The sequence below is a fragment of the Vibrio panuliri genome, from assembly GCF_009938205.1.
Lineage (GTDB): Bacteria > Pseudomonadota > Gammaproteobacteria > Enterobacterales > Vibrionaceae > Vibrio > Vibrio panuliri.
Genome location: NZ_AP019655.1, coordinates 948,359 through 967,684, shown reverse-complemented (window position 1 = coordinate 967,684; position 19,326 = coordinate 948,359). Strand labels below are relative to the sequence as shown.

Annotated in this window: 19 protein-coding genes; 8 read left to right on the top strand and 11 right to left on the bottom strand. The window is 45.6% G+C overall.

Annotated features, from left to right (window positions below; all coding sequences use genetic code 11):
* The first annotated feature begins 204 nt into the window (after positions 1–204).
* From citD to GZK95_RS19085, 6 genes are read left to right on the top strand one after another with little or no spacing between them, the layout of a single operon-like run.
* Complete coding sequence (gene citD / locus GZK95_RS19110; RefSeq protein WP_075710139.1) at positions 205–507, top strand: citrate lyase acyl carrier protein; 303 nt, start codon at positions 205–207, stop codon at positions 505–507.
* Positions 504–1,382: a citrate (pro-3S)-lyase subunit beta gene (gene citE, locus GZK95_RS19105; protein ID WP_225623958.1), complete on the top strand. Its 879-nt coding sequence runs from the start codon at positions 504–506 to the stop codon at positions 1,380–1,382. Before citD ends, citE begins: the two co-directional genes overlap by 4 nt.
* Before the next feature lie 9 nt (positions 1,383–1,391).
* A complete protein-coding gene (citF, locus tag GZK95_RS19100) occupies positions 1,392–2,900 on the top strand; it encodes a citrate lyase subunit alpha (RefSeq protein WP_075710135.1) in 1,509 nt (502 codons plus the stop codon).
* A gap of 3 nt (positions 2,901–2,903) precedes the next feature.
* The gene (gene citX / locus GZK95_RS19095; protein ID WP_075714016.1) at positions 2,904–3,434 is read left to right on the top strand and encodes a citrate lyase holo-[acyl-carrier protein] synthase; all 531 of its coding nucleotides are present in this window, start codon (positions 2,904–2,906) and stop codon (positions 3,432–3,434) included.
* Entirely contained in the window at positions 3,412–4,362 is a 951-nt protein-coding gene (gene citG, locus GZK95_RS19090) for a triphosphoribosyl-dephospho-CoA synthase CitG (RefSeq protein WP_075710131.1), read from the top strand. Before citX ends, citG begins: the two co-directional genes overlap by 23 nt.
* A 21-nt stretch (positions 4,363–4,383) precedes the next feature.
* Positions 4,384–5,157 (top strand): DUF5718 family protein, encoded by a 774-nt coding sequence (locus tag GZK95_RS19085; protein ID WP_075714018.1) that lies wholly within the window; start codon positions 4,384–4,386, stop codon positions 5,155–5,157.
* Positions 5,158–5,242: 85 nt separating this feature from the next.
* Here the strand turns inward: GZK95_RS19085 and GZK95_RS19080 are convergent, their stop codons facing one another.
* The 5 genes from GZK95_RS19080 to GZK95_RS19060 all read right to left on the bottom strand — a co-directional run bounded on the left by GZK95_RS19080 (position 5,243) and on the right by GZK95_RS19060 (position 10,840).
* Positions 5,243–5,518, bottom strand: a complete 276-nt coding sequence (locus tag GZK95_RS19080; protein ID WP_075710127.1) for a hypothetical protein — start codon at positions 5,516–5,518, stop codon at positions 5,243–5,245.
* 233 nt (positions 5,519–5,751) lie between these two features.
* A complete protein-coding gene (locus GZK95_RS19075; RefSeq protein WP_075714020.1) occupies positions 5,752–6,087 on the bottom strand; it encodes a zinc ribbon domain-containing protein YjdM in 336 nt (111 codons plus the stop codon).
* 115 nt (positions 6,088–6,202) lie between these two features.
* A complete protein-coding gene (locus GZK95_RS19070; protein WP_075713750.1) occupies positions 6,203–7,255 on the bottom strand; it encodes a sulfate ABC transporter permease in 1,053 nt (350 codons plus the stop codon).
* Between the two features lies 1 nt (position 7,256).
* A complete protein-coding gene (locus tag GZK95_RS19065; RefSeq protein WP_075710121.1) occupies positions 7,257–7,736 on the bottom strand; it encodes a hypothetical protein in 480 nt (159 codons plus the stop codon).
* Positions 7,737–7,753: 17 nt separating this feature from the next.
* Positions 7,754–10,840, bottom strand: coding sequence for a response regulator (locus GZK95_RS19060; RefSeq protein ID WP_075713748.1), 3,087 nt, complete (start codon positions 10,838–10,840; stop codon positions 7,754–7,756).
* 312 nt (positions 10,841–11,152) lie between these two features.
* Between GZK95_RS19060 and GZK95_RS19055 the strand changes: the two genes are divergently transcribed.
* Positions 11,153–11,392 (top strand): YdcH family protein, encoded by a 240-nt coding sequence (locus GZK95_RS19055; protein ID WP_075710117.1) that lies wholly within the window; start codon positions 11,153–11,155, stop codon positions 11,390–11,392.
* A 51-nt stretch (positions 11,393–11,443) separates the two neighbouring features.
* Here GZK95_RS19055 and tkt read toward each other — a convergent pair whose 3' ends face one another.
* Positions 11,444–13,435, bottom strand: a complete 1,992-nt coding sequence (gene tkt / locus GZK95_RS19050; RefSeq protein WP_151148819.1) for a transketolase — start codon at positions 13,433–13,435, stop codon at positions 11,444–11,446.
* Positions 13,436–13,513: 78 nt separating this feature from the next.
* Entirely contained in the window at positions 13,514–14,464 is a 951-nt protein-coding gene (gene tal / locus GZK95_RS19045) for a transaldolase (protein WP_075707051.1), read from the bottom strand.
* A gap of 503 nt (positions 14,465–14,967) precedes the next feature.
* Here tal and GZK95_RS19040 point away from each other — a divergent pair.
* Complete coding sequence (locus GZK95_RS19040) at positions 14,968–15,960, top strand: sugar-binding transcriptional regulator (protein WP_075707053.1); 993 nt, start codon at positions 14,968–14,970, stop codon at positions 15,958–15,960.
* Between the two features lie 4 nt (positions 15,961–15,964).
* Here GZK95_RS19040 and GZK95_RS19035 read toward each other — a convergent pair whose 3' ends face one another.
* From GZK95_RS19035 to moeA, 4 genes are all read right to left on the bottom strand, one after another.
* The gene (locus GZK95_RS19035; protein ID WP_075715672.1) at positions 15,965–16,792 is read right to left on the bottom strand and encodes a sulfurtransferase; all 828 of its coding nucleotides are present in this window, start codon (positions 16,790–16,792) and stop codon (positions 15,965–15,967) included.
* Positions 16,793–16,860: 68 nt separating this feature from the next.
* Complete coding sequence (locus GZK95_RS22315) at positions 16,861–17,187, bottom strand: hypothetical protein (RefSeq protein ID WP_225623957.1); 327 nt, start codon at positions 17,185–17,187, stop codon at positions 16,861–16,863.
* 33 nt (positions 17,188–17,220) lie between these two features.
* Positions 17,221–17,970 carry a molybdopterin-synthase adenylyltransferase MoeB gene (gene moeB / locus GZK95_RS19025; protein WP_075715673.1) on the bottom strand — a complete coding sequence of 250 codons (750 nt, stop codon included), beginning with the start codon at positions 17,968–17,970 and terminating at the stop codon, positions 17,221–17,223.
* Between the two features lie 8 nt (positions 17,971–17,978).
* Positions 17,979–19,214, bottom strand: a complete 1,236-nt coding sequence (gene moeA / locus GZK95_RS19020) for a molybdopterin molybdotransferase MoeA (RefSeq protein WP_075715674.1) — start codon at positions 19,212–19,214, stop codon at positions 17,979–17,981.
* Between the last annotated feature and the right edge of the window lie 112 nt (positions 19,215–19,326).

Genomic DNA, 19,326 nt, shown 5'->3' with positions numbered 1-19,326 from the left:
CCCTTGCTTTCTAGTGAGGGCTTTTTTGTTTTCGTCGATAGAAATTAAGTTCATTTAAAACATAAATTGACTTTACCCTACTGCGAAATATGAGCGCAGTCCAGCAACCCGTCCTTCAGTTCTAAGACAATGTTTATCAAGCAAAAGTGGTTTACCACTTGATGTAAAGATTACTCTAATTAAAACGTACCCTAAGGACCCATTATGGAAATATTTCAGCGCTCATACGCTGGCACCTTGGAGTCTAGCGACTTGCTAGTCGAAGTGGTTCCAGCGCCCGAGGGCTCTATTGAAATAGAGATCACTAGTTCGGTTGAGAAGCAGTTTGAGCCTGCGATACGTCAGACCGTTATGTCTACATTAGACGAGCTTGGTGTCGGATCAGTGCGTTTATCAGTCAATGATAAAGGTGCACTGGATTGTGTTATTCGTGCGCGTGTACAAGCCGCTGTTATGCGAGCGGCTAAGGGCGCAGATTGTCATCAGATCGTATGGGGGGCGATATGAGCCAAAAACTAAGACGCAGTATGCTGTTTGTGCCAGGTTCCAATGCGGCAATGTTGAGCACCTCATTTATCTATGATGCAGATGCCATCATGTTTGATTTAGAAGATTCGGTCTCTGTACGTGAAAAAGATACTGCGCGAATGTTGGTTTACAACGCGCTACAGCATCCATTCTACGACAATATCGAAACGGTTGTGCGCGTGAACTCGTTAGAGACTGAATACGGACGAGCAGACGTGATGGCGATGGTCAAAGCGGGAGTCAATGTTATCCGTTTAGCCAAAACCGACACCTTACAAGATGTAGTCGATATGGAAATGATGATCGAGCATGCGGAAATGGAGTTTGGCCGCGAATTAGGCAGCACCAAAATGCTAGCGGCAATTGAGTCTGCAATGGGGATCAACAACGCGGTTGCGATCGCAAATGGTTCTTCGCGCTTAATCGGTATAGCACTCGGCGCTGAAGATTACGTGCGCGATTTGCGTACGCAACGTTCGCCGGAAGGAATTGAACTGCTGTTCGCGCGTTGCTCTATCCTTCAAGCTGCTCGTGCAGCAGGCATTATGGCATTCGATACCGTCTACTCAGACTCGGCGAATGAAGAGGGCTTTTTACAAGAAGCACAGTTGATTCATGGTTTGGGTTTTGATGGTAAGTCTTTGATTAACCCTCGACAGATTGAACTCCTCCACAACGTATTTGCCCCTTCCCAAGCGGATGTTGATCACGCGATCGCGGTGATTGAAGCGGCAGAAGAAGGGGAACGACAGGGCACGGGTGTGGTTTCACTCAACGGGAAAATGGTTGATGGCCCAATTATTGAGCGTGCGCGATTGACTCTCGAGCGTGCGAAGTCAGGTATTAAACGTTAAGGCAGTGGTATGAAAAACATAAATCTTGAACTTCTCACTCGGTACAACATTCAACCTTACTCAGGACCTTATGGTTTGGCACCTCAACTGAGCATGGGCGCTGAAAGAAAGATGCGTAAGGTATGTCAGTCCATCGAAGAAGCGATTAATAACAGCGGTTTGCAAGATGGGATGACCATTTCATTTCACCACTCTTTTCGCGGGGGCGATAAGGTAGTAAACCTTGTGATGCAAGTAATTGCCGATATGGGTTTTAAAGGGCTGACATTGGCATCTAGCTCACTTTCTGATGTTCATGCTCCGTTGGTGGAACACATCAAAAATGGCGTGGTTAGGAAAATCTATACCTCGGGTATGCGTGGCGAGTTAGCAGAAGAAATCTCTCGCGGACTGATGGAAGAGCCTGTCCATATCCACTCCCATGGAGGCCGCGTACATTTGGTCGAAAGTGGCGAAGTGAGCATCGACGTTGCCTTCCTTGGTGTTTCCACCAGTGATGAGTTTGGCAATGCCAATGCGGTGAGTGGTAAAGCGAAATGCGGTTCTCTTGGCTATGCACAAATAGATGCGCAATATGCTAACTACACGGTGTTACTGACCGAAGAGCTCGTGGCCTTCCCTAATCAACCCGCTTCAATAGCACAAGACAATGTTGATGCGATTGTGAAAGTAGAGAGTGTGGGGGACGCATCCAAAATTGGTGGCGGAGCGACCAGAATGACCAGCAATCCGCGAGAGTTATTAATCGCCCGTAAAGCGGCAGAGGTGATTGAGAACTCAGGGTATTTTTATGATGGCTTCTCAATGCAAACAGGCTCTGGTGGTGCGTCCTTGGCGGTTACCCGCTTTTTGGAAGAAAAGATGATTGCCAATGATATTACCGCCAGTTTTGCGCTTGGTGGCATCACATCTACCATGGTGGACTTGCACGAAAAAGGGTTGATTAAAACCTTATTGGATGTGCAATCATTTGACGCGAGTGCCGCTGAGTCTATGGCGAGAAACTCTGCTCATATAGAAATCTCCGCCAACCAATATGCGAATCCTGCATCAAAAGGCGCGGCAGTAGAAAAGCTCGATGTGGTGATTCTAAGCGCGCTGGAAATTGATACGGACTTCAACGTAAACGTGATTACCGGCTCCGATGGGGTAATTCGCGGAGCATCTGGCGGACACAGTGATACCGCAGCTTCAGCGAACCTAACTATTATCGTAGCTCCGTTAGTGCGCGGACGTATCCCAACGGTGGTTGATTCTGTTTTGAACATCGTAACAGCAGGAACACAAATTGATGTGTTGGTGACAGATCACGGAATCGCGGTTAACCCGAATCGAGAGGACGTTATTCTTCGTCTGCAAAAAGCCGGCGTGCCATTGTTGACGATTGAAGAGTTGCAGCAACGAGCGGTGTTACTGACAGGTGAGCCTCGCGAGATCCAATACCATGACAAGGTTGTCGGGTTTGTTCGCTATCGAGATGGATCCGTTATCGACGTGATCCGCCAAGTTAAGGAGTAGGCCGTGTATCAAGGTCCTGTCGTCACACTTGAGCAAGTTCTCGAATGCCGTGAAAGCAGAGCCTACAAGCAAAGAGAGTGGGTCAAAGCCCACTCTCTGCCGCTGGTAAGCTTTACGATAAATATGATGGGAGCAATTAAGAAGAACCAAATTAGCGCGATTGCATTCAGTGCGGGCGTTGATGCCATCTGTGCATCGCTTGCACAAAACGAAATCAAAATTTGTTATCAAGAGCGGTGCGATGCAGATACTGGGTATGAGTTTCTCGCCGCGGTTGAAGAACCGGATATCTTCAGAGTTAAACGGATAATGGTTGATATTGAAGAGGCTCATCCATTGGGACGGTTATTTGATATAGACATTATTCCGGTTGACCTCACTCCTATATCTCGCCAACAAGCCGGCCATGCTCCAAGACGCTGTCTACTTTGCCAAAGTGAAGCCAAGGTGTGCGCACGCTCTCGGGTGCACAGTCAATCAGAACTGATTCAACATATGATGGAGCTTGTGTATGACTACCAATCAAGCAATTAAATATCTGTTAGATGATTGCTGTATCTACTATCCCTTAGAAAAAGGTCAATCAGGCTTAAACATTACTGAGTTAGCGGGCAACCTTGCCTATCATGCAATGATGTTAGAAGCACACCTGACACCCAAGCCGGGATTGGTGGACTGCCAATCTGTCGGTGCTCATCGTGATATGGACATCCACACCTTTATTGCTAGCAGTGAAGCATTGCGTCCATATATGAAGGCGTTCGTTATCGCGGGGCTAAGGGCTGCACACTTGCCGTCGGAACAGTTACTTGACTGCTTGCGCCCCATCGGAATAGAAGCTGAAAAGGCAATGTTTACCGCCACCTCTAACGTGAACACACATAAAGGAATGATTTTTACTTTAGGTTTGATCTGTGGCGCAGTGGGATGGTTATACCAAAACCAACTCAGTTACGATGCACATGCCGTTCGGGCGGTGATCAAAAGCAGTTGCGCTCATTTGGTTGAAAGTGAGCTTAAGCCGCAAGTGAGCAATAGAGCGCCAACAGCGGGAGAACGTATCTTTCAGCAGTATGGACTCACTGGAATTCGAGGCGAAGCGGCTGCTGGCTATCCAACAATTTATGACCACGCTTTGCCAGCTTATCGACTCGCAATCGAACAAGGTGAATCCGAAGAGAAAGCGATGAGTTTGGCACTCTTTACTCTGATGGCGAATAACAGCGATACCAACGTCATTAATCGCGCCGGTATAACGGGGTTAGAGTTGGTTCAATCTCAAGCGCGCCAGTTTCTTGCGACGCAACACTCCACTCATAGTGCGTTTGAGAAACATATTGTGGTGTTAGATGCCTTGTTTGTTAGCCACAACATTAGTCCAGGCGGGAGTGCAGATTTACTTGCCGCGACATGGTTACTTACCCAACTTGATACATGTTCAAAAGTACTGATCAACAAATAATCATACCTTGTAAGGAGAGTTATGCTCTGTATTGGAATTATCGGCAATTTTTCTGGGCATCTTAATGCAGCGGAAAATGTCGCCGAAAGTGATATGCCAAATGGCATCTTTGTTATCAACTGTGAAGAGGAGCAAACATTAACGTCTGGAGCACAGCTTAATTATCCGTTAAGTGGCGAAATGGTCGACATAGAGCCAGAGTTTGTACTCCGTTGCAAGGTAACCTACGAAGAAGGCAAAGTGAGTTCTCTGATGGCAACGCAGATGTCTATCGGCAATGATATGACGATTCGCCAGCTAGAGGGCAGCGATAAGATCTCACAAAGAAAGTCTTGGGGTTGTCAGTCAAAAGGTATCAACCAGCATTGGTGGAGCGTGTCTCGTTTATCTCCTATCAACTATGATGAAAACATTAAACTGATTTCGTACATTGAGCGAGATGGTCAACTTCACCTTGCCACCCCAGAGGTGAGTTGTACTGAGCTAAAAGTCTTTTACTGTTACCTGATGGCTTGGATGGTCGAAAGAATTAACACTCAACATGATGAGGGGATGTATCAAGCTATTTTGCCGCAGATTGCCAAGTTAGGCTACCCGCAGGAACTCGTGTTGTATACGGGGGCGCCCAACTATACCCAGTGGGGAGAAGATAACTTTGTCCAGAAAGGAGACGTGATTCATATTGCTGCCTACAGTGCTGTAGAGTTTTCACAACATGCGATAGAAGATATGTTTGCGAATAACCAACTTAAGAACAATGAGTCGGTACTTTCGCTCAGCCAAAAAGTGGTTTAGCACTGGCTCAAAAACCAAAATAAAAAAGAGCAATGACAAGGTGGGTGTCATTGCTCGGGTCCAACAAAATCCCTACCAATCTTATTTACAAGCTTAGCTCTGTCGGAACAATTTGGGCGCAATCATCAATTTCTAGTTGGCTAACAAAACTATTACTGTGATCTTTGCAAAGTGGCACAACATAAAGTGTGCGAGAAGACATTTTGGGTTGTGTGACTAATACACCATGTTGTTGCTGCTTGGTGCAGTTCTGCTCGGCGCAGTAGCAGTAAGGCTTATCGGTGAAGTGCTTCCAGTAACTTAGCCAGTTCTGTTTTGATTCCTCAGTTAAATTCTGATTAAACGCATTAGTGACGATCATGTTGCTACCTTCTTGACTTGCTTGAGCTTTATACTAAGCCGATTCAAAGATAGCCACTTAGACTTGAGCCCCACTAATGCGTGGCGTTAATGGTCAAAACGTGATTAATGGAACTTAAGCGCGAGGTTAGAGAAAGTAGACAACGTCATGTGCGTTGAGAGTGGCGAAGTGATTATCTTTGTTAATGCCCGCGCAAAAGACAGCCAGTATTCACGATACTGGCCAACAGAAGATTAAGCTTTTTTAACGAACTGGGCGGTGACCATCATTTCACCAGCACCGTCGACTTTACAATCGAGTTGATGATCTTTGCCTTCGACAATGCGTCGAATAACGGCTTTGGTGCCAATCTTCAACACCAATGAACTGCCTTTCACTTTCAGATCCTTGGCTAGGGTAACTTTATCGCCTTCTTGAAGCAGTGTGCCATTGGCATCTTTGATATTCAGAGACTCTTCTTCATGGAGCTCATTAGGGTTCCACTCGTGAGCGCATTCTGGGCAAATCAGATTATTCTGATCTTGATAGACGAACTCAGATTGGCATTGTGGGCATGGAGGAAAGGACATAGTGTTATCTTATTAAAATGAATTTAGACACATATTTTATGTTCTTTATGCCCCCATTCTCAAGTGACTCAGGCTCATAAGCTGCGTGGCTGCACTAACAGAGCCTGAGCGCGCTCTAGAAAACGAAGTTCAACATAACTGTAAATAGGTTGGCATCTTGCTCGTTAGGGGTAGCAATGAACTCGCCAGTTTGCTGGTCATTGGCATAGAATTGCTGCCATTCTAGGTTTAAAGAGACGTTATAGTGGATGTCATAGCGTGTGCCAACTCTCACGCTTTGACCATTTAAACCGTCATCGTTGTTGAGCTGTTGAGCAAAGGAAATATAAGGAGTCCACTGTTCAATGCGATTGGACGCGAGTAGGTACCAAGAGTAATTTCGATCATTTTTTTGTGCTTCTGCCGAGAGTGTTAACGAATTGAACTCATACTCAGTTCCGAGTGAGAACAGCTCGATGGTGTTGTCTTTCTCTTCTTCGACAAACCGATTGAACAGCGTGACTTTTTGATCATATTTCGACTTTAAATAGGAAAAATTCCAACGATAGTTGTCACTTGAAAAGGTGACATTAAGGCCCAGCAATTGATCTGTCTCGAGTTCTAATAGGGTGTCATCATTCAGTTCTATCTGCCTTGAGTCCTCAAGCCCTGCAAAAGGAGTCAACGAGAGTGTGTATTGATCGCCGAAATCATGACTATAGGTGACGCTTGCACCTTCATAGAAAGTAATCCCGAGTATGCTGTTATATACCTCTTCAGGCGGGCGTGCTGGGGTATAGGCTTGTCCCACATAGTAATACTCTGAGTACAGAAATAATGGGTTTCTCAATCGACCGATTTTAAAATTCCAATGGTCGTTGTTGTAGGCAAGATAAGCCCATTCAAGTTCAGGATCACTCCATTTATCTTGCGGTCTTTTTACGAGTTGCGCAGAGGCTTTAAACCCTTCATAAAATAGATCAAGCTGTAGGCCAAAGGTGGTGTCACAATCAAAACAGCTAGTGTCTGAGATTTCTCGATTGATCAATAGTGGTGTCGGATTGTCACTCTTTGCCCATGACGTAGAGCCAAAACCGCTCAGCGCTATGTTGTCACCAACATCAACATTGGCCAATGACAAAGGCGAAATGACAAGTGCGCTGATCAGCAAGGGATGTTGTCGATTCATATTAGTTATCCTCACTGATAATAAACAAAACATTGGCGTTACTAGGGAGTGCTTCTATTGGGGCATAGCCAATACGGTTTGGTTTCTCCTCCATCCATTCAATTAGGCTCTGAATTTCAGATTGCGCGATCTCTTTCGGTGGACGAGCTTTACCGGAGAATGAGAGCGCAGCCCAATGGGCATTCATCTGAGCGGTGTTTTTACCAAGCAAATAACGATAGAACTGCTCTCGCTCGATACTGTCGGCGGGCCAATCAGATAATTCAAATCGTTGTCCGTTAAGTGATTTGGATTTTCCACGATAGAGTTTACGCGCTTTAAGAATCGACATTTTTTCAAACGAGTTATTTAAAGTAAAAATGGCGTACTGGTCGGCTGCGAGGGCATGACTCGGTAGTGACATACACAAGGCCGCTAAAATCAGCAGCGTTGACCACACTTCGCTAAATTGTCGGCAATGTATTTGCTTTAACAGGTCCATGTTGGGTTATCCTAGCGCTAAACGATACTTTCGATTTTGTCGATGAGATTTTTCTTACGCACGGGCTTGGCTAAATATGCGTCCATGCCTGAGTCAAAACAACGTTGTATATCATCATCAATCACACTGGCAGTGAGAGCGATAATTGGGGTCTTGCCTAACCCTTGTTTTTGCTCTAAACGGCGAATTTCACGTGTCGCCTCAAAGCCATCTTTTACTGGCATCATGCAGTCCATCAAAATCACCTGATAATCGTGATGATGTCGATACATATCCACAGCAACCTGACCGTTTTCTGCTATCTCATATTGATAACCCGCTTTCTCTAAGATCAGTGATGCGACTTTTTGATTGACGGTATTGTCCTCGACCAACAGAACTTTGCCCATCGAATGTGCCACTTGAACTTCACTCTTAGGCGCTTCTTGTTGGATACTCTGAGTTGGCCCATCGGGAAGGCGTGGCTCCACTTTGGTGTGTTGGCAAAGTTTTGTAATGAGTTGATCGGCTTTAAAGGGCTTAGCGAGATAATCGTTCATGCCCACGTGGTAACACTCTTTGATATCTTCATCGAGTACACTGGCAGTGAGTGCAATGATCGGTACTTGTTTCGACTGCGTTTTTTCAAACTCTCGAATCTGTTTGGTTGCCTCGAATCCATCTAAGATTGGCATCATACAATCCATGAGAATCAGGCTGTAGTTATCGGGGTTGGAGGTATACATCTGCACGGCTTCAGCGCCGTCATGAGCAACCTCAAAATCCACACCTGCATTCGAAAGGTGTAAGCCCGCAATCTTCCTGTTGACCGCATTGTCTTCAACGACCAGCACCCGTTTATCAGCGACGTTTTCCTCAACGATCTCAAATTGGCCGCTGACAACATCGATACTGCGTGAAGAGAGCGCTTTCAATAACCTTTGGCCTAATAGTGGGTAGGTAACGATAGATTGAATATCTGACGAAAACTCAACTGGACGGCTTAAGAAGGGGCGTACCACGCACAGGTGGCGCTGTTTAGCCAATAGGCTGAGTTCTCTTGAATGAGTGACAACATCACACATCGCGGACTCTAAGAATAGGGCGGAGTGAGGTTCGCTTGTCGTTGCGGTTAAGTAGGTATCCAGCGAAGCGAACTCACCGACAATCAGATGATTGAAAAAGTCGAGCTCTTGTTTGACATAAGCTCTTTGCTCAGCATTATCACCAATAATGCAAATATGCTCAGGTTGCTTCTGTCGCAAAGGATATCGCTCTTGCTCAATGCCCATCTGGAGGGTGAAGAAAAAGCGACTGCCGAGGTTTTTGGTCGATTCGAGCTGGATCTGACCGCCCATCATCTCAACCAATTGAGTGCTGATGGCTAAGCCTAGTCCTGTCCCGCCAAATTGTCGCGTAGTTGATTCATCTTCCTGCGCAAACGGCTTAAAAATTTGTTGCTGTTTTTCCGCATCAATACCAACGCCCGTATCTGAAACGGAAAACTCAAGGCTGACTTGGTCATTTAGCGTTCCTTTATTGCTCACTGCCAGTTCAACATAACCCGAGTGAGTAAACTTGACGGCGTTGGACATAAAGTTCATGAGTGTTTGGCGTAAGCGATGATCGTCAACCAATACTTTGTGAGGCGTGTCTGAACTGATGGTCACTTTGAGCTCCAGACCTTTCTCTTTTACTTTTGGAGCGATGATGGCGGCAACATCGTATATCACCTCTCTAATAGAGGTCGAATGATTGCTGATCAGTAACATACCTGACTCAATTTTCGAGAAATCAAGAATGTCATTGATCAAGCTGAGTAACAGTTGTGATGAGGTTTCAATCGTATCGACATAGTCTCTTTGGGAAGCGGACAGTTCGGTTTCAGACAACACTTCCGAGATGCCTATTACGCCGTTTAAAGGGGTGCGAATTTCATGAGACATATTGGCTAAGAAACTACTTTTTGCCCGATTGGCTCGCACAGCGGCATCTTTCGCTTTTTCTGCGTCCTCTTTGGCAATGGTTAAGCGTTCATTCGCCAATTTTCGTTCTATGGTGATTCGTTCTACTTCATGAGCAAAGCGGCCAAGTTCGTCGTTGCTGTGAACGGTGGTAGTTAATTGATCGATCTGTTGGTTATCACTCGATTTCAAATAATCTAATACTAGGTTTAGGTTTTGGGTAATGTGCCTCGTTAAACGGAAAGCGATGAAAATGACAAGTATTGTCAGCAGCGAGACTAAGCTGATATAACTGATGCGCTTTAACTGAGCTTGTTGAATGGATTGATCGATGCTGTTGACGATTTGGAACTCGATAGTGTTACCGACATCGTTGAGTAACGCTAGGCGAGCGTTCATCGCAGTGATGCCTTGCTCTACTTGCTGGCTAGTTAGCCCTGCGAGTGATGAGAGCGAAGCTAAATCTGCGCGAAACGATTGGCTATGTTGAAAAGCAGAGTTACTGAATGCTTGCATCATTAGCTTAACCTGTTCTTCGTTAGCGTTTAAATTGACGAATCGTTCAATAAAAAGTTGCTGCCTTTCCGCTAATGTTTGTAGTTGCTCTCGAATATCTTGGTTGTACTCAGCGCGTTGCTGAAAAGAACGTAGCAGTAAGTTGCTCAACTGGTTTTCTTCGTTGGCCCAAAACACCATCCACTCAAGTTGCAATAGGGCATTGATATTGTTGCGCACGTTGGCAGGCACATTGCCGAACTCGTTTTTCTCTAAACTCAGTAATATTTGGTGATACAGTTCAGCTTGCCACTCTAGGTTATCAAGCTTGTCCTCGATGCTTAGTGCTTTGTTTAACTCTTGTTTAGTGGATAGCAGGCTCTGGACTGAATCGCGGATATCTGAGGTGAGTTCGTCACTGTAGATTTTTGGGATCAACTGGTTAAGAGATGAAGAGGAAAGAGCACTGTCACTAGGTGAATAAACCCCCGACACACCGCGCAAGAAAGTGGTGATGTTGGTTGCTTTGATCAGGGACTGCGTACTTTGATTGATCGTCGAGATTTGCACAACGGCAAGATAAATCAAAAGTAAGATGGGAAGCAGTACTAGACCATACAACTTATATTTGAGTGATATGTTTTGCCATGAACTCCATTTGCTCATCACTGTTTTTATCCAAATTATGCCAACTAATATGAAAAGTGTAGAACAGCAGCGTGTTTAATCTAGTGTAACAAAGTGATCTCAATATGATTTTGTCGTTTCAGGGTAAGCAAAAAAGGCAAAAGTGCGATTGGTGGCTAATAAGTCACCATATTGAGTTGCTAGGATGACCAGTGTGCAGTGGATATTAGCCTCTCGGATGGCGGTGGAGGTCTGCAGCGAGTGGTTTTTCCAACTACACTTATAATCGATGCCGACTTAAGTGAGTCGACAGATTCTTGCAGAGAATACGTTTGGACGTAAGGAGTCGTTATGTTAGGAGAAAATCATTCCCTGTTACATGAATTTCCTGAACATGGAGAGGTTATTCATAAACTTACCGAGAGTGATGTGTCGTTTGCGAATGATGTAAAACAGTACAACACAATAGATAAAGAAATTAGAGTGCTTGAGTTACGAGGTTCACCCATTGATGATGGGGAAATGAACAAGCTAAAACATAGTCGAGCCGTACTAAAAGACTCATTATACCAACGTATGACGCTTAAATAGTTTACACAAAAAAACACCCGCCAATTGGCGGGTGTCTTTATCTTGCTGATATTATGCAGTGAGTTTGTTAGCGGTGTTCACGACATTTTCAACCGTGAAACCAAACATCTCGAACAGTTGATCTGCTGGTGCAGATTCACCGAATGACGTCATACCAATAATACGACCATCAAAACCAACATACTTGTACCAGAAATCTGCAATACCCGCTTCAATCGCGATACGTGCAGTCACATCTGATGGTAATACCGATTCACGGTAAGCTGCATCTTGCTTATCAAAGGCATCCGTTGATGGCATTGATACCACACGTACTGCTTTACCTGCTGCTGTTAGCTCTTCAGCCGCTTTTACTGCTAGCTCAACTTCAGAGCCAGTTGCAATAAGGATAAGCTCAGGTTTGCCAGCACAATCTTTTAGGATGTAAGCACCTTTTGCGATGTCTGCCACTTGCTCTGCTGAACGTGGTTGTTGCGCAAGGTTTTGACGCGAGAAGATCAGCGCTGATGGGCCATCTTTACGCTCGATTGCCAGTTTCCAAGCTACTGCAGATTCAACTTGGTCACATGGACGCCATGTGCTCATGTTTGGTGTTAGACGCAGTGATGCCATTTGCTCAACAGGTTGGTGAGTCGGGCCATCTTCGCCAAGACCGATTGAGTCGTGCGTGTACACTTGGATGTTTTGCACTTTCATCAGTGCAGCCATGCGCATTGCGTTACGTGCGTATTCCATAAACATCAGGAAGGTCGCGCCGTAAGGAACAAAACCGCCGTGTAGCGCGATACCGTTCATGATTGCGGTCATACCAAATTCACGTACGCCGTAGTGAATGTAGTTACCCGCGAAGTCATTTGCCTCTAGCGATTTAGAACCAGACCACATCGTTAGGTTAGAAGGCGCTAAGTCAGCAGAGCCACCCATAAATTCTGGTAGCATTGCACCAAATGCTTCTAGTGCATTTTGTGAAGCTTTACGTGATGCGATGTTGGCAGGATTTGCTTGAAGATCAGCAATGATTTGGCTGGCTTTCTCTTCCCACTCTGCCGGAAGTTCACCATTTACGCGGCGTTTAAATTCCACTGCCAACTCAGGGTATTCTGCTTCATAAGCTGCAAACTTCTTGTCCCACGCTGCTTCCTGAGCTGCGCCTGTCTCTTTCGCTGACCATTCTGCGTAGATTTCCTGCGGAATTTCAAAAGGACTGTGCTCCCAACCCAGTTGTTTACGTGTTGCTGCAATTTCTTCAGCACCTAGTGGCGCACCGTGACAATCGTGTGAGCCTGATTTGTTTGGAGAACCAAAACCGATGATAGTTTTGGTACAGATAAGAGTTGGGCGTGGATCGGCTTTTGCCGCTTCAATCGCTGCATTAATAGCTTCTGAGTCGTGACCGTCGACAGCTGGAATAACATGCCAACCGTATGCTTCAAAACGCTTAGGTGTGTCGTCAGAGAACCAACCTTCCACGTGACCATCGATAGAGATACCGTTGTCATCCCAGAATGCGATTAGCTTACCAAGACCTAATGTACCCGCCAGTGAACATGCCTCATGCGAGATACCTTCCATTAGACAGCCATCGCCCATAAACACGTAAGTGAAGTGGTCAACGATGTCATGGCCTTCTTTGTTGAACTGCGCTGCCAGCGCTTTTTCAGCCAATGCCATACCAACAGCATTAGTGATACCTTGACCTAGCGGACCTGTAGTCGTTTCGATACCTGGCGCATAACCATATTCTGGGTGACCTGGTGTTTTTGAGTGCAGTTGACGGAAGTTCTTTAGATCGTCAATCGATAGCTCATAACCACTTAGGTGCAGCAATGAGTAAATCAGCATTGAACCGTGACCGTTAGACAGTACGAAACGGTCGCGATCTGCCCACTCTGGGTTTGCTGGGTTGTGGTTTAGGTGTGAACGCCAAAGAACTTCAGCGATATCAGCCATACCCATAGGTGCGCCTGGGTGACCAGAGTTAGCTTGTTGAACACCATCCATGCTAAGTGCACGGATTGCATTGGCAAGATGTTTACGATCCATAGTAATTACCGAATATAGTTTGTGTCTAAGTGATGTAGAAGAGGGAACGAATTTGTTCCCTCTTTTAAATAGGTTGGATTACAGCTTAGCTGCGATCATTTCTTCAAGTTTGCCTTGGTCTACCGCAAAGTTACGGATACCTTCCGCAAGTTTTTCAACTGCCATTGCGTCTTGGTTATGATCCCATAGGAACTCTGCGTGCGTCATTGGCGCAGGGCGCTCTTTAGCACCGTTTGAATCGATGAGTTTCTCAACAACTTCACCTTCTGCAGCTTCTAGCTCTGCAAGTAGGGCAGGTGCAATAGTTAGGCGGTCACAACCTGCAAGCTCAAGAATTTCGCCAATATTACGGAAACTTGCGCCCATCACTACTGTTTTGTATCCGTATTCTTTGTAGTAGTTGTAGATGCTAGTGACTGATAGTACGCCTGGGTCTTCTTGAGCTTCGAAATCACGACCTTCTTTCGCCTTGTACCAGTCCATAATACGACCAACAAATGGCGAAATCAGGAATACGCCCGCTTCAGCACAAGCACGCGCTTGAGCGAATGAGAACAGTAGAGTTAGGTTACAGTTGATGCCTTCTTTTTCAAGAATCTCAGCCGCGCGAATGCCTTCCCAAGTTGAAGCCAGTTTGATCAAGATACGGTCGTTTGAGATACCAGCATCGTTGTACATTTTGATCAATTGGCGAGCTTTTGCGACTGAACCTTCCATATCGTATGACAAGCGAGCGTCAACTTCAGTAGAGATTCGGCCAGGAATCGTAGTAAGGATTTCTTTACCAATATTAACCGCAAGCATGTCACATGCATCTTGCACTTGTTGTTCTTTGTCTGAGCTTTGCGCTTTTGCGTACTCAATCGCTTGGTCGATAAGTGGCGCATACTCTTCAATTTGAGCCGCTTTTAGGATTAGAGAAGGGTTAGTGGTGGCATCTTCAGGCTGGTATTTTTTGATGGCATCAATTTCACCAGTGTCTGCTACTACAGTAGTCAGTTTACGAAGTTGCTCTAATTTATTGCTCATAATCGATCATCCTATTTCTTTATTAATGCCGGCTAGGGTTAGGCACTAACATTTGCAAGCGAGTTAAAGAATAGTTCATGGTCAAAAACAAACCACCACTACTCATTAACAGAAATCTTTATGTCGCCAGAACATTTGTACTGAGCATATGTTCTAACGATGAGTAAATGATGTAGTCATATTTATCCTAATGGGCGATAAAGTCAATCTGATCGTGTTGATTTAGGTGAGCTGAATCAAGATTATTTTTACGCTCTTGAGGGTCGAGAAAAACTAAACGTTTGCTTTGGTGGGTAAAGGGCTAGGCTGTTTTGTTGTTCATCACAAAGCTGCGTGAGAAAATGTCATTGTCGTGAACAAATGTTGCCTTAAGGATGAGGTGTGACATATGCTATGACGATGAGCGGATGTTCAATTGTTGCTAAATCTAACGTAGCGATACCCAAGTTGACTTAATAGTAGCGAGCCAATTTGGGTATACCTGTTTTTGAGTAATAAGAAATATGGCTAACAACAATCAAGATAGTTCTTTAGACAGTACAGATTTACTGACCGAAATTTCAGTTGCTTATTATCAAGATGGTGCAACGCAAGAGGAGATATCGAAAAAATTCTCGATCTCACGGGCGAAAGTTGGACGCTTGTTAAAGCAGGCACGAGATGAGGGCATCGTTGAGATTACGGTAAAGTATCACCCGGTGTTTAGTGCCAAAATTGAGCAGCGTTTAATAGAGCGCTTTGGCGTAAAGCGTGCATTGGTCGCATTAGATCAGCCTAGTGAAGAGCAACAGCGCTTACAAGTTGCAGGTTTGGTCTCCAAGTATCTAGCCAGTACATTGCAAAATGGTACGGTTGTGACGATAGGGCAAGGTAGAAATGTGTCCGCGGTGGCTCACCATATCGGCGTGATACCACATAAAGACGTTAAGTTTGTGTGTGGAATCGGTGGTATACATCCTCGCGGAGGTATGTTTAATGCCGACCATATCTGTCGACAGTTTGCCAAGAGTTATGGTGGCAGTTCTGAAACGCTTTATGCGCCAGCATACGCAGAAAACCTGGAACAGAAACTGGCATTTATGCAAAACGCCACTGTGAAACAGACTCTTGATTTAGCGCGTAAAGCTGATGTCGCCTTGGTGGGCATTGGTGATATGAGTGAAAACAGTTACATGGTTGACTTGGGTTGGTTTACTGCCGACGAAGTTGTGCAGTCGCGTATGCTACAAGGTATTGTGGGTGATTTTGCTGGATATGACTTCTTTGATATACACGGAAAGTCGGCCAAAACGGTGATGAGTGACCGAGTGATTGGTCTAGGGATTGATGAGTTTAAATCCATTGCAGAGGTTATCGCCATTGCAGCTGAAAACAGCAAGCCGCTCGCGCTGTTGGGCGCGTTGAGAACGGGGGCAATTGATGTGATTGCAACCAGCGTAAGCAACGCGCTGACGGTGCTAAATTTAGACGAGCAAATCTCGGAAAGTAAACAGTAATGGTTTACGCGATAGGCAGATCGACCCGTTGTCCCCACTCAGTCCAAGACCCGTCATAGACGGCAAGGTTTCGATAGCCACAAAGATAGGCGGCCAGCAACACTATTGCGGCGGTGACTCCTGAGCCACAGCTGAAGATATACTGTGACTGCCTATCATTTAAAATGGCATCAATGATAGGTTGTAACTGTTCGATCGGTTTAAGTTCGTAACCTTTGATAAGTTGAGCGAAAGGTAGACAAGCTGAGTTGGGGATATGACCACTTCTTACTCCCTCTCTCGGTTCAGCGACTTCACCGTTAAACCGAGCCAAGGAACGAGCATCTACCGTTAAACTATGCTTGTCCTCTATTGCAGCCAGCACTTGATGGGCCGTGAGGAAATAGTTTGGGTCAAGATCGCCACTGAAGTTACCAATGGTACTTGGTTTAGCATAGTCTAGAGTTGTCGCAAATCCCGCCTCTTTCCAAGCTGGCAAACCGCCATTAAGAACTGCGATACGTTGATGTCCCATTGCTCTGAACATCCACCAAGCACGTGGTGCAGCAAGTGTACCGCTGTTGTCATACACAACAATCAATGAATCATTATTAAGACCAAGCTCTTGCGCCAACTGGTTAAAGCGTTCTTGGCTTGGCATCATATGGGGAAGGGGCGAGTTTGGATCGCAAAATACAGTGTCGTAGTCGAAGCGCAGTGCATTAGGGATTTTGTTTACTTTATCTTTTTCGCCTTCCGATGGAATTTGAAACTCTATACTCGCGTCAAGAATAACCACGTCTTGTTGCTGTTGTAGTTGGTGTAATTGTTCGGCGGTAATAAGAGGTGACATAAGGAATCCTTCTTGGTTACGGGGCGCTAATTGACGTTGCGCAGTATTGAACACTTTGGCTGACGTCTTTACAAGTCATCATGTGCGACTACGGGATAACAAGTTTGGAAACGATAGTTGGTCTGTTGCTGGATCAGAGTGGTTTCGACCTCAAGTAAGACTATTGACCCTTTTGGGCAGTCAGTTTGCGCGGGAGAGGTGACCAGCAAAGCCTGATTATCTTGCGTGACAACGTTAAGGTAACGTCGATGACCATCAAGCGATTGGGTCAAGGTTTGTGAGACAACTCTTGCTTCGACAGTATGCGGGGACTCGTTTGGTTTGAGTAATAGTAAGCCAGCGAGTAGTGAACAGGCAATGGCAAAAGCGATAAGAAAAATTTTCGGGTTGTTCATACCTTTCCTCTTAACTTACCGCTTGTTATTGCACTAACTACATACAGTGCAGTTTGGCATTTTCATCAATCCCATATCACGCCACGACATGCTCATGGCATCTAGGATCAATATCTTACCTTGCTTGGGGGTGCCATAGTTAGCGATAACTTTGATCGCTTCCATGGCTTGCATTGCACCAATAATACCGACGACAGGCGCCATAACACCGGCTTCGACACAACTCAATGCGCCACCACCAAAGAGGCTACTTAGGCACTGGTAGCAAGGGGCGTTGTCGTCTTGGTAGGTAAAAACACTGATTTGACCTTCCATACGAATTGCCGCACCAGAAACCAACGGTGTTTTGCTCTGATAGCACAAGCGATTCAGTTGATTGCGAGTCTCGACATTGTCCGATGCGTCCAATACCAAAGTGTGTTGCTCAATCAGGTTAAGCAACTCGATATCATCTAGACGTTTATCAATCGTTTCAACCTGAAGAAACGGGTTGAGTTGCCGTAATGACTCAGCAGCCGAGATGACTTTCTTCTTACCGATATCGGCATCGTGGTGAAGCACTTGGCGTTGCAGGTTTGATAACTCGACAATATCGTCGTCGATAAGTGTCAGCTTGCCGATGCCCGCTGTTGCAAGATACTGGCTCGATGCACACCCAAGTCCGCCGGCACCGAGAATTAGAATCGATGCTTGTTTAAGTGCTTCTTGTCCTTCGAAATCAAATTGCTTGAGTACAATTTGGCGATTGTACCTCAGCATTTCTTGATCAGATAAGATATCCACTTTTACTCCTAGTATAACGTCGAGTTAAACAGTTGGATCTGGACAGTTTCACCGACTTCGACACGACCACGCTCGCGCTCAAGTACCACGAAACAGTTAGCAAGACTCATTGAGCGAAACGCCCCTGAACTTTGGTTGCCAGTGGTTTCTACCACAAACTGACCATCTTCAAGCGAGTAGATACCACGTTGGTAATCGGTGCGTCCCGGTGCTTTTTTAAAGGCAGTTTTGGTCGTCGCAGGAATGGAGATTGGTGCTTTCCATTCAGTGTGACCTGCTAATTTTGCCAGCATCGGTTGCACTAAGACGTACATAGTCAGCACTGCCGAAACAGGGTTACCAGGCAGGCCGCAGAACCAAGCTGTTGAAAGCTTGCCGAATGCAAATGGCTTACCCGGTTTAATGGCAAGTTTCCAAAAACCAATTTCGCCCAGTTCTTCAAGGATATCTTTGGTATAGTCGGCTTCACCTACGCTGACACCACCAGAGGTGACCACAACATCGGCTAGGGTTTGGGCTTTCTCAAACGTCTCTTTCAATGTTTGTGGACAGTCAGGAATAATACCCAAATCGACGGGCTCACAACCAAAGTTCTCGATCAACGGCTTAATACCATAACGGTTGCTGTCGTAGATTTGACCATCAGCCAGCGGCTCACCCAACGGCTTAAGCTCGTCTCCAGTAGAAAAGAAAGCCACTTTTGGTTTACGAACCACAACCACATGACTTACGCCAAGCGAAGCAATCATTGGAATATCGCGAGGGGATAGGCGCGAGCCTTTCGCCAAAACAATATCGCCTTGTTTGATGTCATCGCCTGTTGGTCGAATATTACTTTGTGGTTTTACGTCATCTTGTAAAAACAGAATGCCATCTTCAGTCACTTGAGTGTTTTCTTGCATAATCACCGCGTCACACCCTTGAGGGATCTTTGCGCCAGTCATAATGCGTACACATGTACCTTCGCCCCATTCACCTTCAAATGGTTGTCCCGCGAATGATTTACCAGCTAACGGCAAAGTCGTCGACTTAGACAAATCGGCGATTCGTACCGCGTAGCCATCCATTGCGGAGTTGTCAAAAGGAGGCACAAAAATCGGTGAGAGAATATCTTCGGCTAAAACGTAACCTAGTGCCTCAGCAAGCGGCAATTGTAGGGTGGTTTGAATCGGTTTAATGCGCGATAGCATTTTATCCATCGCTTCTTCAATTGGCATCAAGCCCGGAGCGTCACAGCAACCCATGTTTGAATCCTAATGTCTTTCTAATTTTTGCCAACTTTAGCATACTTTCTCGCACACAATAAGCGGACAGTTCCGTTGAATCGCCCGCAAAGCAAAGCCCGCGCGGAAAATA